This window comes from Candidatus Hydrogenedentota bacterium, from assembly GCA_019637335.1.
GTDB lineage: Bacteria > Hydrogenedentota > Hydrogenedentia > Hydrogenedentales > JAEUWI01 > JAEUWI01.
In genome coordinates this window covers 1-15,433 of the sequence record JAHBVV010000013.1, presented here as the reverse complement: position 1 = coordinate 15,433, position 15,433 = coordinate 1, and the positions used below count along the sequence as shown (strand labels likewise).

The following is a 15,433-nucleotide window of genomic DNA, read 5'->3' as shown; positions in this document are numbered from 1 at the left end:
CCGTGGCGGATCCATTGTTAGAATCAACTCAGGCTGAGTCGATTTCGGCCCGCACATAACTTTGATCAGACCCGTGTCGCGGACTAACCGCGATAGACCAGGAGAATGTATCATGGGTTTTGTTGTTACCGAACCATGCATCAAGTGCAAATACACCGACTGTGTGGACGTGTGCCCCGTCGCGTGCTTCCACGAAGGTGAAAACATGCTCGTTATCGATCCGGAAGAATGCATCGATTGCGGCGTATGCGTCGACGAGTGCCCGGTGACGGCCATTTTCTCCGAAGACGAAGTCCCCGAGAAGTGGCAGAGCTACATCGAGCTCAACAAGCAGTACGCCGCCGAGTGGCCGCTCATCGAAGAGGGCAAGGACCCGCTCGACACCGCCGACGAGTACAAGGACAAGGAGGACAAGGCCTCCGAGTTCAGTCCAAACCCGGCAAGCTGAGCGGCGCGCCAGAGCGAGTAAACGCCCGCGGGGAAGCACTTCGGCTGCTTCCCCGCGTTCTTTTTTGCGCCTTCGGCGCCATGCGGGCGGGCCGTCCACCACGGCGCATCTTCGACCCGTGCTCCCATTGGCCCGCGCTGCCGTTGCGGAGCGGGTTTGTGTCGTGGAAGAATCAATCCAGACTTCATTCCGCTGAATGCTTACAACGATCCAGCGCCCAATTCAGTGCTATCGCCCGGTTATTTTTTGCGGCTGCGCGCCGCGCCGGGTACAATGCGCACAAAATGACCCGCAATTCTTAACATGTTGGGGAAGTCTCCGTTCACGTGCCGAATGCCGACGACAGCCTGCTCTGGGGGGCCACCCTGAATGCCCATGCCGTGGAGGGCCGGGATTTCGACTCGGACTGGTGGCGTTTCGAACAGCGCCCGGGCCGGATCGCGGGCGGCGCGACCTCCGAGGTTGCGGCGGATCACCTCAACCGCGCGCGCGACGACATCGCGCTGGCGCACAAGCTCGGGCTGAGCGTCCTTCAATACAGCCTTTCCTGGGCGCGCGTCGCCCCCGCGCCCGACCGCATCGATGAAAGCGTGCTGGCCCATTACCGGGACGTATTCCAAACGATGGGCCGCCAGGGCGTCACACCCGTCGCAGTGCTCCAGGAGCAAAGCCTGCCCGCGTGGTTCGCCGATGCCGGCGCTTGGGCGAATCCGGCGGCGGGGGATTGGTTCCAGGGCTATCTGGAGCGGGTTTTCGAAGCCCTCTCACCCCACTGCCGCCACTGGGGTCCGATACACGATCCCGCGTTGTGGCGGCGGATGGCCTATGGCGATTGCCGCTGGCCCCGGCCCGCGGGCGCCCGCCGATTCACCCGGAAGGCGGCGGCGCAACTTCGCGCGGTCCATCTGCGCGCGCGCAACTTCCTCCGCGAGCAAGGCGGCGCGCACCAGTTGGGCATTTCGATCGCCGCGCCTGCCCTGGAACCCCTCGATCCGCACAGCCCCTGGGATCTCCGGGCCACGCGCTGGCAGCAATGGGCCCGGGAGCGGGAATACGCGGATGCGCTGGCGGCGGACCTTGGCAGCGCGCCCCCCTTCGACTTTGTCGCCCTCTCCCTTCCCGGGCGGCGCTCGGTTTTCGCCTCCCCCACGCGCCCGGCATCGCGCTTTGCCCGGTACGCGGGCCCGGATGGACGCGCGGCATTTCCGGATGAAGGCCTCCCCGCGCCGGACGCTCTCCCGGGCGCACTGGATCGCGCCGGACACTGGAACGTCCCCATCCTGGTAACTTGCGGCATCGCCACCGAGGACGATGCGGAGCGCTGCGCCTTCATTGCGGACCATGCCACCGCCGTGCTGGAGGCGCGCGCAAGGGGCCACAGGATTCTCGGATACTGCCACCGTTCGCTGCTGGACGGCTTCGAGGGCTGTCACGGCTACCGGCGCCGCTACGGGCTGGTGCACGTGGATCGCGAGACGCTCGCCCGAACGCCGAACCCGAGCGCATTTCTCTTGAACGATATTGCGAAGCACGGGACGTTGCGCCCCGGCGCAATCGCGCGCTACTGCCCCGGCTGGAACGCGCCGGGCAGGGAGGCCTCCTGATGGGGTGGTATCTGGCAATCGAGGGCGGCGGCACGCGGACCACGGCCGGGCTCTACGACGGCGATCGCCTCGTGGCGGAGACCGAGGCCGGCCCTTCGAACCCGCTCGCCTACGGCGTGGCCACCACGGCCGGCGTTATCGCCTCACTCGCACGCGAACTCATCCCGTCGGATCAGACCGGCGTCACCGTGCTCGCCGGTATAGCCGGGGTCATGTCGCGGCGCATCGGGCAGGATATCGCCGCCCAGCTTGCGGCGGTTCCGCGCCTGGGCGCGCTTTGCATCACCACCGACCTGCATCCCCTGGCGTACGCGCACTTCCCGGACAGCCCGGGCATGCTCGTCATCGCGGGCACGGGCGCATCCATTCTCATCCACGACGGACAGCAGCACTTCCACCGCGTGGGCGGGCGCGGCCCGGTCATGGGCGACGAAGGCAGCGCGTACCACATCGCCGTGAGCGCGCTGCGGGCCATTGCGCGCGCCGAAGACCGCGCGGGCGCCCGAACATCGCTGGAGCAGCGCATCCCCGAAATGCTCAAGCTCGACGATACCGAGGAGTTGATCCCCTGGTCCCTGGCGGCGACCCGGCAAGAGCTGGCCGCCCTGGCGCGGACCGTCTGCGAGGCGGCGGACGAAGGCGACGCCGTTGCGCGCGGCTGTATCACGGCGCAGGCCCGGCAGCTGGCCTCGTTGACGCTCGCCGCCCTCTTCCAACTGCCCGGCGCCGATCCCGTGCCCCTGATTACGCAGGGCGGCGTCATCGAACATTGCGGCCTCTTCCGCGAAACCTACTTCAACGCCGTGGGTATGGAACGCCGCCTCGTGCCCACGCCCCTGCGCCACCGAAGCCACCGTGCCGCCGTCGAGCTGCGAAATCTGTCCGGCAATGAGGACTGGTGTCACCTGTTCTCCCCGGATGTCTCGGCGCAGTCCCCGACGGAAGGGGTGTGCCGTGGCCAGGATCCGATCGACAGCATGACGCCGGAGGCCTTCGTGGACGCGATGATCGGGCACGAAGCCATGGTCGGGCGCGCGTTGCGGCAACAGGCCCACAACCTGGCGGCGGCCGTGCGGCGCGCGGGCGACACCCTGCGGCGCGGCGGGCGGCTGTTTTACCTTGGCGCGGGCACCAGCGGGCGGCTCGGCGTGCTGGACGCCTCGGAATGCCCCCCGACCTTTGGCGTACCGGCGGATCGCGTGGTGGGTATTATGGCGGGCGGCGATGGGGCCCTGCGCGACGGGGCCGAGGGCGCGGAGGACGACACGGAGCTCGGCGTGAAGGATCTGTTCGCCCACGCGCCGGGGCCGGACGACTTCGTCGTGGGCATTGCGGCCTCGGGCACGACCCCCTATGTGCGCGCGGCGCTCGAAGCGGCCCGGCGCGCGGGCATTCCCACCGCCCTCCTCTGCTGCAACCCACAGATCCCGGAGAACACGGCGGATTACTGCATCACATTGCCCACCGGCCCTGAACTCCTGCCGGGCTCCACCCGCCTCAACGCCGGCACGGCGACGAAGGTCGCCCTCAACATCATTTCGACCGGCGCCATGGCCCTGGCAGGCTTCGTCTATGAAGGGCGAATGGTGTCCATGCGCGCGTCGAACGCCAAGCTGCGCCGCCGCGCCGAGGGTATGGTGGCCGCGCTCGCGCGTACCAGCCCGGAAGCCGCTCGGGACGCCCTCGAACACGCGGACTACCGCATTCCGGTCGCACTGATCGCCCTGATGCGCGGCGTTTCCATCGCCGAGGCTGATCGCCAGTTCGCGGAAGCCGGCGGTCAGCTGCGCCAGGCACTGCGGGACGCCCCGTGAGGAAATACGCCATTCAAATAATGCAGTCGTATGGCCGTATTGCGCGCCTGGCGTTTGCTGTGGCCCCCGTGGCGGCGATCCTTATTCTTTCCGGCTGCGGCCACTCCAGCAGCCCACCGCCGCGCCGCGATACCGGGGCCACTCCGCCGCCCACCCGGGAGGACACCGTGGAGGCCGGTTTGCGCCCGCCGGCGCGCGAGAGCTTCCGCGTCCGCTTGCAATACCTTCAGTCCACCCAGGAAGAAGTACTCATCGCGGAGCAGGAACTGGTGGTGTCCGCCCACGATATCGGCCTCAGACGCCTCCCGGCGGGAACCTGGAAGGTCTCCGCGCGGACACTGGGCCCGGCGAAGAAATCGTGGCCCGTCTTTGTGAAGGCCTTCGAACACCACGAAACGGCGGCGCTGCGCGATGCCCTGGAGCACTGGCGCAAGCAGGGTTTCGCGCCCAGCGTGACCACCATGGGACATGCGGTCGCCGGAAGCGGAGGCGCGCTGCACGACAACCGCCTCTACTGGCTCGCGGTGCGGCGCTGCGCCTCGGAAGCCGAGGCGGAGGCCCTGAAGAAGCAGTTGCAGGGCCAGAAGGTCTGGGCCTGGAGCCGCGAAGAAGTCGACAACCGCGCCCGGGCGAACATCACCTTCCGGAGCGCAACCGGCGGCGAGGTGCTGCACGCGGCCTCGCCGGTGACGGTTCGCTCCGAGGGCCTGCTGACCCTGCCGGACGCGCGCAAGGGCCATCCGCCGGTCACGGTTCCCGCTCCCATGGAAATTCTGGCCGATCATACCGGGCACACCGCGTTTCTGGGCGAGGTCGCGCTGGAGGAGTACCTCCGCGGCATCCTCCCCGCCGAGATGTACGCCTCCTGGCCGCTGGAGGCGCTCAAGGCCCAGGCGGTCGCCGCGCGGAGCGAAGTCCTGGTGCACGCGCGCGGAAAACACTTTTTCGACGGGTACGACTTCTGCATCGAGCAGCACTGCCGCGCGTTTGGCGGGCGCGGGCTCTACGATCCCCGCACGGATCAGGCCGTGAAGGAAACCGAGGGCATCATTCTCGTCGCGGCGGACAAGAGCATTGTACCGACCGTTTTTTCATCGAATTGCGGCGGCTGGACGGAAAGCAACGAGAACGTGTGGGATGGCGCGGCCCAGCCCGCGCTGCGCGGGCGGCCGGACTCGCGCGATGGCGAACGGCGGGGGTCCCATAACCACGCCGAGCGGTGGCTGAATTCGGGTGGCCATGCCTACTGTGCGGGCGACAAGGACTACTACCGCTGGACCCGGTCGATATCCCTCGCCAAGCTCTCGGCGCAATTCAACCGCGACTACGGCATCGGCAACCTTCGGTCGATTGAGGCGCTGGAGCGCGGGGTTAGCGGGCGCCTGAAGTCGGTTCGGGTGGTGGGTGATCGAAAGAGCGCGGTAATCAACAAGGAGTTGAACATCCGGCGGGCTTTCGAAAACCTGCCGAGCGCGCTGTGCACTTTTTCAATTCAAGGTGGAACAGTGCATATTCGCGGCGCGGGCCGGGGCCACGGCGTGGGCCTGTGCCAGCACGGAGCGAATGGCATGGCGCGGGAAAACCTGGGCTATGAGGCCATTCTGCGGCATTATTTTTCCGGGGTGGCCCTGGCGCGCCTGTAGGGGGACGCCCATCCGGGTGGCGCAACACCACGTGGCGTTGCGCTGGATTTTGGAACAGAAATTGACTTGACGCCTCCGCATATGCTATTAATAATCATTCTTATTTAGGAATGCGCCATGAATTCACCCCTACAGCGGATGACCCGGCAGCGAACGGTGATACTGGAGACGCTCTGCCGGCTCCACAGCCACCCGACCGCCGACGAGCTGTATGAGGAAGTCCGGCGGGAGTTGCCCAATGTCAGCCTGGGCACGATCTACCGGAATCTGGATGTGCTCGCCCGGTTGGGCCGGGTTCGGCGGCTGGAATCGGGTGGGGCGCAGGCGCGCTTTGACGGCGAGACATCGCCCCATTATCACGTGCGCTGCCAGCGGTGCGGCAAGGTGGACGATGTCCCCATGACGGCGGGCACGCGGATACGGCGTCCCCGGAAGAGCGCGCATGGATTTCAGATTCTGGAACACCGCATAGAATTCGAGGGGCTGTGCCCCGCGTGCCGATAGTTCGGCCGAGCAAACGTACCGGTTCAGCAAGAAGGGAAACGCCATGATCAGCCAGGCCATGCAGGATGCGTTCAACAAGCAGATCAACGAAGAACTCGCCAGCGCCTACATCTACGCCGCCATGGCCAACTATTTCGATCACTTGAGCCTCAAGGGCTTCGCGCACTGGATGACGCTGCAAACCCGCGAAGAACTGGGGCACGCGCAGCGCCTGGTCAAGTTCCTGAACGACCGGGGCGGCCGCGTTATCCTGGAGGCGATACCCGCGCCGCCCGCGGAGTGGCCCACCCCCCTCGCCGCCTTCGAAGACGCCTACAAGCACGAGTGCCATATCAGCAAGTGTATCAACGAACTTTCGACGATGGCGGTGAACGAAAAAGACCACGCGAGCCACGCCTTTCTAGAGTGGTTCGTGACCGAACAGGTTGAAGAGGAGTCGAACGCCGACGGCATCGTCCAGCAATTGAAACTGGTCGAGGGCGCGCCGAGCGGCCTGTTCCTCATCGACCGCGAGCTGGCGCAGCGCCAGGCCGCGGCGGATTCGCCCGCCGCGTGATAGACTGCCCCACCGGCGTGTCGGGGATGCCGGCCGGGGTTCCGTAATTACCTGCCATACGGGCGGGATCCGTCCGAACGCGGGGCAAGTGTGTAAACACCTCTTCCAATCTGGGAGAGATCTGTATCCAGATACCGTTTCAACGACCCAAAAGGAGTACGAATGCCATGAGTGTACATGTAACCAGGCCCGCGCCGGACTTCACCGCCACCGCCGTGATGCCCGACAACAGCTTTAACGAATCCTTCAGCCTGTCCGGCCTCCAGGGCAAGTATGTCGTGCTGTTCTTCTATCCCCTCGACTTCACCTTCGTGTGCCCGTCGGAGATCATCGCGTTCGACAAGAAGCTCGACGAGTTCAAGAGGCGCAATTGCGAGGTCGTGGGCGTTTCGGTGGACTCGCACTTCTCGCACTGGGCGTGGAAGAACACGCCGGTGAACAAGGGCGGCATCGGCAATATCCAGTACCCGCTGGTGGCCGATCTCACGAAGAACATCGCGCGTGAATACGGCGTGCTGGTGGACGACGCCATCGCCCTGCGCGGGCTCTTCCTCATCGACCGCCAGGGCGTTGTGCAGCACGCGCTGGTCAACAACCTGCCGCTGGGCCGCAACGTGGACGAGGCCATCCGCCTGCTCGACGCGCTCCAGTACACCGAAGAGCACGGCGAAGTCTGCCCGGCGAACTGGAACAAGGGCGACGCGGCGATGACGCCCTCCGCCGACGGCGTGGCCGATTACCTGGCGAAGCACGCTTCCTGATTTCGCTTACCGGCACGATAGTGCGCGCCGCGGGCCCCCGGGGTCCGCGGCGCTTTTGTTATCGGTGTAACATTTTAGCCGTATGAAGTGGCGTCAGTTTTTTTAGTTGTGTTGCCACGATCCTGCGACGAGAGTGCGCAAGGCTGGGAGCGCAGGTCGAAGACGCGCCGTGGAGGGCGTCCCCGCCTGCAATGCACCGGAGGTGCATGGAATGTCCGCAGGATCGGCACGTTTGACTGGCGAGACGATTTGGCCCGGGCTATCATCACGTATCTAATTCGCGCCTTCGGCGCGGTGCGGGCGGGCCGCCCGCGCTCCCATTGGTCCGCACTTACATTGCGGCGCGGAATTGTGCCTCAGACGATTCAAGCCAACTTCATTCCGCTAAAGTATTACTTGGGGGCCTATTCGATGACGAATTCCACAAAGCGCGTCTCGCCGGACGGTATTTCGACCGTGTACGGCGCGGGGAGCGGGACCGCGCCATCGGCGGTCCACTCGCGCGCCTCGCGGACCCGCGCGCGCGGCGTCAGCGTCACCGAGAGCGCCCGGGTCGGGTCAACCACCGCGGGCGTGTCGCGCTGCTTGATGACGCCGTCGTTGTTTACCAGTTCCACGACCCACCCGGCGGCGTTGCGGTTGATCTGGTACTGCACCGGGTCGCCCGACACCGCTACGGGAAGCAATTCCTCCACCAATTCGGCCAGGCGCGCGTTCGAGATCGCCGCGGGACGTCCCGTCGCCGGATTTTCCCATTCCTCCAGCACTTCGACGGTCCCCGTCCCCTGCAGCCGCGCGAAATCCCCGCCGAGCGCCTCGGCGTGGCGCGGGAGCATGAGGAGCCGCGTTCCCGCGCGCAATACGTCGAACAGCGACGCCACGAACCGCGGGTCGAAGTCCATATCACCCGCCAACAGCAGCACCGGATAGTTCGCGAGGGCTTTCGCCGGGGCCGAGCTCAGCAGTACATCAAAACTCCCGCCGTAGGGCGTCGGGCGCAGGTAGCCCGCCTCGGGGTTTTCGGGATCCACCGGCGGCGCGTGGAAGAGGTCCGTTCCGGGAAACAACTGCTCCTCGAAGAGGTCGGTGATCTCGGTGTCGCCCGGCGTGGGTTCCAGAATGCCCCAGGGCTTCGCCATGAACCCGTTGTAGCCCGCGTACTCGTCGAGCACCACGGCAATCGGTGTGTACGGCGTACCGCGGTCGTGGTTGCGCATGAAGGCAAACACCTCCTTTGCGCGTTCGCCGTGGGACGTCAGCCGCCACCTGGGCTCGCCGGGTTCGAAGAAAATGGCCAGACTATTCTCCGGCGTCACCATGGCCGCGCCCGCAAACCAGGCGTGGAGCCACATCCGCGTGTAGAAGCTGAGCGAATGGCCCGCGTCCAGCCCGCGCGCGCTGCCGCCCACCCCCGTGAGCGGCCCCGCCGTTGTGCAGGCGCCGTGGAACCACGGGCTTACCTGCACGGACCAGGGCACGCCCGATTGCCGGGAGGCGCCGCGCGCGAAGGCAAGCTTCGACTGCGCGAAGGCGATGTTCTCCCCCACTTCCAGGCCGATCAGCCGCGCACCCCACGCCGGCGCATAGGCTTCGTAGTGGGAGTGGCCCGTAACGCTCAGATTCCACCCGCGCATGGTCCGCTGCCGCGCGAGGAAATAGCGCCGGAGCACATCGCGGGCCTCCTTCTTGCTCGCGGGCATCGCGTCATAACCCGCCAGTCCCTTCGGCTTCATTTCGTGGCGGTACTGGTCCAGTTTGTCGCCGAACTGCGCGCGCCAGTAGCCTTCATCCATCGAGAGGTTGTGGAAGTAGTAGCCCCACTCGCCCAGCTGCACCGCGAGGAAGTTGCCCGACGCCGCAAAGCGCTGGAGCACGGCTTCGTCGGCGTCCGTAAACGCACAAACCCCGCCTTCAATCTGAAAGCCCGGATAGCCGGGATACAGCACTGCGGGCCAGCCAAGGGTGGCGAGGTATTCGAGTAGTTCCGCCGAATTCGCATGCGCCGCCGGGCCGGGGTCGAAGCCATTGCCCAATTGCTCGCGCTGCATCACGGCCACCAGTTCCTTCAGGCCGTCCAGGTCGCTGGGTGTACTGTACATCGTGAAGGTGAACTCGGAATGGCCGGGAAGGAGGATGGGCGTCCAGGCGTCGGGGATGGGGTGGGCTGAGGTTTGGGCGAGGGCGGTGAGGAGAAGGGCAAGGAGGGTGTGTCGCATGGGGGTACTTCCGGGTTTGGCGGCCATTTTGGAAAATGATAACAGAAGTAGCTTGTCTTGAAGGGGTATCCAGCAACCCGCACCCGCAGGCTTGCCACGAATGCCCCGCTCAAGCCCACCACGGGCGCCACCCTCAAGCGGAGGAGCGTAGCGACGGAGCTTGTGGGTGCGGTTCCCACGTTTACGGCCTGCCCCCTCAATACGGATAAGTATCAAGGTCCAACCGCAGATGACCGGAACCGGGTTGCTGCCACTCTCGGGCACTGGACCATTCCCACTGCGCGGGCTCTTCCACCAATCCTCGCCGTACCGGGTTGTTGTGGATGTAGCTCACCATGGTATCCAGGGTTTCCTTCTTCTTTCCATTGCGATCATAACCAGGGCCGTCCATCCAGAATGCATAGGGCGTGTTGGGCATGCCCGTGGCCAAATGTTTCAAACCGTCGGGATTATTACGCCGCAGATAATTAATCGCCCGCCGGGCGACGGACTGTTTGAAGGACTTCAGGAAGGCAGACATGTCGTACTCGTCCGGACGAGGAAAGACGATCAGGTGAACATGCTCCGGCATGATGACATAGGCCCAGAGGTCAAACTCGAATTGCCCGGGAAAGCGGGACAAAGCATCTATAACGTACCATCGCGTCCGATCTCTGTGCAGAAACTTTCGGTATTTGAAACACGTGAAGGTGAGTTCGTGGGGTTCGCCGGGGGTGTTAAATGTCTCGCGCTGCTTTCGGTGCGGAATGCGGTTCATAGGTAGCCACCCATATTGTGTGTAACAACCAAGCTGCCGTCTTGCAGACAATGGAAGTTTACTTCATGGTGTTTACACCCACAAGCTTACGCCGGTTCCCGGCGACGCTTGAGGGTGGCACCCTCAACCTCTCCACGGGCAACACCCTCAAGCCCACCACGGGTGCCACCCTCAAGCGGAGGAGCGTAGCGACGGAGCTTGTGGGTGCGGAGTCCGCCAACACCTGCTGCCCGGCTCAAGAGAGTCCCGAACCTGCAAGTGTGCCACGCGATCCGACAACGTCGGTCGAAGATTCGCCGCAGGAGAATTCGTGTGCCCGTTGTGAAAACCGCCTGGACCGCCAGCGAATGCCTGGACCAACCCTCTTGCAGCCCGGATGAGCGCAAGCCGCTCGCCCGCGCCAATTCCAAGTCTTGAGATCACCTGAACACCGGCACACGAATCGGCGTAGCCGAATCGCGTGGCACAGGTGATGGGTGGTGCGTCAGACTACCTGGCACACCCGAGAGCTCCATCCCGAAACACCTCCGTTCTATTCTGAAGCACCAGGCACAATCGCCCCGCCCTAAGTCGTTTATTTCCAATGACAAAACCTTGGCACGACTCTTTCTCCTATACAACCGAACAAAACTGCACGAGAGAGGAGCAGCGAACCATGAGACTTGACAAACTGACCATCAAAGCGCAGGAGGCCCTGTCCGAGGCGGTAGGCCTCGCTTCCGACGCCAGACATACGGAGGTGGCGCCGCTCCACCTGCTCCAGGCCTTCCTGAGCCAGGACCAGGGCGCGGTCGGCGCTATTCTGCAACGGATCGGCGTGAACGCCGGCCAACTGCGCCAGGCGCTGGCCGAGGCGATGGCGAAACTGCCGTCCGTCACCAGCGGCATGGTGCAGCCGCACCTGAGCGCGGAGTCGCAGGCGGCGCTGGAGGCCGGCTGGAAGGCCGCGCGCCAGCTCAAGGACGAATACCTCAGCACGGAACACATCCTGCTGGGCATTCTGGACCAGAAGCGGGATGCGGCGGCGCAGGTGCTCTCGCGCCTGGGCGTCACCGCCGATGCCGTGATGAAGTCCCTCAAGGAGATCCGCGGCAGCCAGCGCGTGACCGATCCCAACGCGGAGGCGACCTATGACGCGCTCCAGAAGTACAGCCGCGACCTGACGCAGCTCGCGCGGGACGGCAAGCTGGACCCGGTCATCGGGCGCGACGAAGAAGTGCGCCGGGTGATCCAGGTGCTGTCGCGCCGCACGAAGAACAACCCCGTGCTCATCGGCGAGCCGGGCGTCGGTAAGACGGCCATCGCCGAGGGCCTGGCCCAGCGCATCGTGGCGGGCGACGTGCCCGAGGGCCTCAAGCGCAAGCGCGTGGCCACGCTGGATATCGCCTCCATGATCGCGGGCGCGAAGTTCCGCGGCGAATTCGAGGAGCGCCTGAAGGCGGTGCTGGCGGCGGTGCAGGAGGCGGAGGGCGACATCATCCTCTTCATCGACGAGATGCACACCCTTGTAGGCGCGGGCAAGGCGGACGGCGCGATGGACGCGTCGAACATGCTCAAGCCCGCCCTCGCGCGCGGTGAACTGCACTGCATCGGCGCGACCACGCTCGACGAGTACAAGAAGCACATCGAGAAGGATCCCGCGCTCGAACGGCGCTTCCAGCCGGTCTTCGTGGGCGAGCCGGACGTGGAAAACACCATCGCCATCCTGCGCGGGCTGAAGGAGCGCTACGAACTGCACCACGGCGTGCGCATTCAGGACAGCGCGCTCGTGGCGGCGGCCTCGTTGAGCCACCGCTACATCGCGGACCGCTTCCTGCCGGACAAGGCCATCGACCTGATGGACGAGGCGGCGTCGCGGCTGCGCATTGAAATCGACAGCATGCCCTATGAGATTGACGTGCTCGACCGGAGCATCCGGCGGCTGGAAGTGGAGCACCTGGCCCTGAAAAAGGAGAAGGACGCGCCCAGCCGCGAACGGCGCGACGCCATCGCCCGCGAAATCGCGGATATGAAGGAGGTGCTGAACGCCAAGAAGGCGCAGTGGCAGGCGGAGAAGGACGTGCTCGACGGCATCCGCGCCATCAACGAGGAGATCGACGCGGCGAAGGTGCAGGAGGCGGCGGCGGAGCGCCAGGGCGATCTGGCGAAAGTGGCGCAGATCCGCTACGGCACGCTGAACGAGCTGCAGAAGAAGCTCGAAGCGCAGAGCGCGCGCCTGGCCGAAATGCAGGCCGCCGGCAGCTTCCTCAGCGAGGACGTGACCGAAGAGCACATCTCCAAGATTGTGTCGAGCTGGACCGGCATCCCCGTGGACAAGCTCCTGGAAACCGAGATGGATCGCCTGCTCAAGCTCGAAGAGCACCTCGGCAAGCGGGTCATCGGCCAGGAAGAAGGCGTGCGCGCCGTGGCCGATGCGGTCCGCCGCGCCCGGGCCGGCCTGAAAGAGCCGGAGCGCCCCATCGGCTCCTTCATCTTCCTCGGCCCCACGGGCGTCGGCAAGACCGAGCTCGCGCGGACCCTGGCGGACTGCCTGTTCGACAGCGAAGACGCCATGATCCGCATCGACATGTCGGAATACATGGAGAAGCATTCCGTGGCGAGGATGATCGGCGCGCCCCCGGGCTATGTGGGTTATGAAGAAGGCGGCCAGCTCACCGAAGCGGTGCGGCGTCGGCCCTACAGCGTGATTCTGCTGGACGAGGTCGAAAAGGCGCACCCGGATGTATTCAACATCCTGTTGCAGTTGCTCGACGACGGTCGATTGACCGACAGCCAGGGCCGCACGGTGGACTTCCGGAACACGGTGGTCATTATGACCTCCAACATCGGCAGCCAGATCTTCAATGCGCCTGGCGGCAGCGAGACGGACAAGGAGGAGGCGGTGCTGGCGGCGCTGCGCGGGCACTTCCGGCCCGAGTTCCTGAACCGGGTGGACGATATCGTGGTGTTCCACCCGCTGACGAAGGCGGAGATCCGCCAGATCGTGGAAGTGCAGCTGGGCCGGCTGAGCAAGCGGCTGAGCGAACGGCGCCTGAAGCTGGAGCTGACCCCGGCGGCGCTGGACCTCCTCGCCGATCAAGGCTACGACCCGGTCTACGGCGCGCGGCCACTCAAGCGGGCCATCCAGCGCATGATCCTGGATCCCCTGGCCATCAAGCTCCTGGAGGGGGCCATTCACGACGGCGAGCTTGTGATTATAGATGTGGACGGCGACACTCTCGCCTTCCGTAGCCCACACTCCGCGGCGGCATAGGGCAGACGCGGTTAAGGCGGGGCCGGGTTGAGGCTGGCCCCGCCATAGATCTGAGGCGCCCGCGCGAGATTTCGCGCGGGCGCTTTTTTATCTGGTGTACGGGGTGGACTCGCCGCGGCGAGTGGACGGAGTAGACATCGTTGGTTGTCCACTCTGTCCACTTCGTCCAGCATTCAATTGACAGGCACGCCACATAAAGTACATACTTAAAGTGCACACTAAAAAAAGGGCCAGCCATGAAGGCAACCATTCTGGATATGCGGCGCAACCCCAAAAAGATTCTGGACGCCATCGCGCGGAACGAGACGGTCACCCTTACCAACCGGGGAAAATCGGTGGCGCGAATCGAGCCCATCCGGGATACCAAGAAGCGCCCCAGCATAAAAGACCTCGAATTCTTCGGCATGTGGGCGGACCGGGATGATATCTCCGACCCCGTCGCCCATGTGCGCGCCCTGCGCAAAGGCCGTTTCGATGATCTTTGACACCGATGTCCTCATCTGGGCCATGCGCGGCAATGCCCGGGCGGCGACGGCCATCGATAAGGCGGATAGCCTTGCGCTTTCCGTGGTGAGCTACATGGAGCTCCTCCGGGGCGTTCGCAATAGGCAAGAGTTACAGGCCACCAAGGCGGTGCTCGCTGAATTGAACTTTGAAATCCTCCCGCTGACGGGAAATATTGGCCACCGCGCCTCAATCTACCTGGAAGAGTACGCGCTGAAATCGAATATCGGCGTCCCCGACGCGCTCATTGCGGCCACCGCGGTGGAAGATGGCGGTATGCTCTGCACGGCCAACGCCAAAGACTACCGGAGCATCGCCGAGCTCAAATTAAGCGTATTTCGGCCCTAGCAGCCTGCTGGACTCCCACCGGCAATAGGTGTATGCTGAAAGTCAGTTCTGGGGAATAACCTTCCATCCCAGGAAGGAGGTGGTATCGTGGGAATGCCTGCCGCACTGATTGCCGTCGTGGGGATCGCCTTTTTTTCCGCGGGGGCCAGTCCGCCGCCCGCCCTCACCGTCGCCGAGGAAGGGGACTCCATCTGGATTCGCCACGGCGACGCGCCCCTCCTCCGCTACCGCTTCGATGGCGTTCCCTTCAAGCCATACGTCCAGGAGTGGTATTCGCCCGCCCGTGTCCAGGTGCTGCGCGACGCCCCCCACGACCACCTGCACCACCACGCGATGATGTACGCCATCAAGGTGGATGGCGTGAACTTCTGGGAGGAACGCGAGACGCCGGGCCGCCAGGTCCACCGTGCCTTTGAAGGGCTGGAAACCGGCGAACGCGGTGGGGTTGCGTTTGCGCGCTTCACCCAGCATGTCGACTGGACCGGGCCGGACTCGGGCGAACCGCGGCTACAGGAAGCGCGGAGCATCACGGTCTTTGCGGGTCCCTCCCCCGCCCTGCTGACGTGGGAATCCCGTTTCACGGTCCCGCCCGGGAAGGAGAAGGCCACGCTCGGCGGCTCCCACTACCACGGGCTCGGCGTGCGCTTCGTGGAATCCATGGATACGGTGGGCGCCTTCATCACGCCCGGCGGCGAGCTCGGCGAGCTGGTGCGGGGCGACGAACACCTCACGCCGGGCGCGTGGTGCGCCTATACCGCGCCCGCCGGAGAAAAGCCGGTGACCGTCGCGATGTTTGATGCCCCCGGAAATGTGCGTCCGGCGCTCTGGTTCACGATGAAGGAGCATTTCGCGTACCTCTCGGCCACGATCAACCTCTGGCGCGAGCCGCTGGACGTCACGCCGGATAAGCCGCTGGTGTTGCGCTACGGCGCGGCGCTGTGGGACGGCGAGGTCAGCAAGGAGGCCATTGAAGCCGTGTACCGGGAGTGGCTACGGTTGGCGGAGGCAGAATAGCGGCACGCTAT

13 protein-coding genes are annotated in these 15,433 nt (G+C 65.0%); 11 read left to right on the top strand and 2 right to left on the bottom strand.

Going from position 1 to position 15,433, the window contains the following annotated elements; genetic code table 11:
• Window positions 1-112: 112 nt before the first annotated feature.
• The 7 genes from KF886_14790 (at window position 113) to KF886_14760 (ending at window position 7,330) form a co-directional block, all read left to right on the top strand.
• A complete protein-coding gene (locus KF886_14790; GenBank protein MBX3178624.1) occupies window positions 113-448 on the top strand; it encodes a ferredoxin family protein in 336 nt (111 codons plus the stop codon).
• A 326-nt stretch (window positions 449-774) separates the two neighbouring features.
• A complete protein-coding gene (locus tag KF886_14785; GenBank protein MBX3178623.1) occupies window positions 775-2,052 on the top strand; it encodes a family 1 glycosylhydrolase in 1,278 nt (425 codons plus the stop codon).
• On the top strand, window positions 2,052-3,866 hold the full coding sequence (locus KF886_14780; GenBank protein ID MBX3178622.1) for an N-acetylmuramic acid 6-phosphate etherase: 1,815 nt from the start codon (window positions 2,052-2,054) through the stop codon (window positions 3,864-3,866). The genes KF886_14785 and KF886_14780 overlap by 1 nt, the downstream gene beginning before the upstream one ends.
• Before the next feature lie 20 nt (window positions 3,867-3,886).
• A complete protein-coding gene (locus KF886_14775; protein MBX3178621.1) occupies window positions 3,887-5,509 on the top strand; it encodes a SpoIID/LytB domain-containing protein in 1,623 nt (540 codons plus the stop codon).
• A gap of 117 nt (window positions 5,510-5,626) precedes the next feature.
• Window positions 5,627-6,013: a transcriptional repressor gene (locus KF886_14770; protein ID MBX3178620.1), complete on the top strand. Its 387-nt coding sequence runs from the start codon at window positions 5,627-5,629 to the stop codon at window positions 6,011-6,013.
• 43 nt (window positions 6,014-6,056) lie between these two features.
• Window positions 6,057-6,569 carry a ferritin gene (locus KF886_14765; GenBank protein MBX3178619.1) on the top strand — a complete coding sequence of 171 codons (513 nt, stop codon included), beginning with the start codon at window positions 6,057-6,059 and terminating at the stop codon, window positions 6,567-6,569.
• A gap of 167 nt (window positions 6,570-6,736) precedes the next feature.
• Window positions 6,737-7,330: a peroxiredoxin gene (locus KF886_14760; GenBank protein ID MBX3178618.1), complete on the top strand. Its 594-nt coding sequence runs from the start codon at window positions 6,737-6,739 to the stop codon at window positions 7,328-7,330.
• A gap of 404 nt (window positions 7,331-7,734) precedes the next feature.
• Here KF886_14760 and KF886_14755 read toward each other — a convergent pair whose 3' ends face one another.
• Window positions 7,735-9,546: a hypothetical protein gene (locus tag KF886_14755; GenBank protein ID MBX3178617.1), complete on the bottom strand. Its 1,812-nt coding sequence runs from the start codon at window positions 9,544-9,546 to the stop codon at window positions 7,735-7,737.
• A gap of 196 nt (window positions 9,547-9,742) precedes the next feature.
• Complete coding sequence (locus tag KF886_14750) at window positions 9,743-10,303, bottom strand: transposase (GenBank protein MBX3178616.1); 561 nt, start codon at window positions 10,301-10,303, stop codon at window positions 9,743-9,745.
• Between the two features lie 655 nt (window positions 10,304-10,958).
• On the opposite strand from KF886_14750, the gene clpB reads away from it, so the two are divergent.
• From clpB to KF886_14730, 4 genes are all read left to right on the top strand, one after another.
• Entirely contained in the window at window positions 10,959-13,556 is a 2,598-nt protein-coding gene (gene clpB, locus KF886_14745) for an ATP-dependent chaperone ClpB (GenBank protein MBX3178615.1), read from the top strand.
• Between the two features lie 236 nt (window positions 13,557-13,792).
• Window positions 13,793-14,041: a type II toxin-antitoxin system prevent-host-death family antitoxin gene (locus tag KF886_14740; protein ID MBX3178614.1), complete on the top strand. Its 249-nt coding sequence runs from the start codon at window positions 13,793-13,795 to the stop codon at window positions 14,039-14,041.
• Entirely contained in the window at window positions 14,031-14,408 is a 378-nt protein-coding gene (locus KF886_14735; protein MBX3178613.1) for a type II toxin-antitoxin system VapC family toxin, read from the top strand. The genes KF886_14740 and KF886_14735 overlap by 11 nt, the downstream gene beginning before the upstream one ends.
• 93 nt (window positions 14,409-14,501) lie before the next feature.
• Complete coding sequence (locus KF886_14730) at window positions 14,502-15,422, top strand: PmoA family protein (protein MBX3178612.1); 921 nt, start codon at window positions 14,502-14,504, stop codon at window positions 15,420-15,422.
• Window positions 15,423-15,433: the final 11 nt, after the last annotated feature.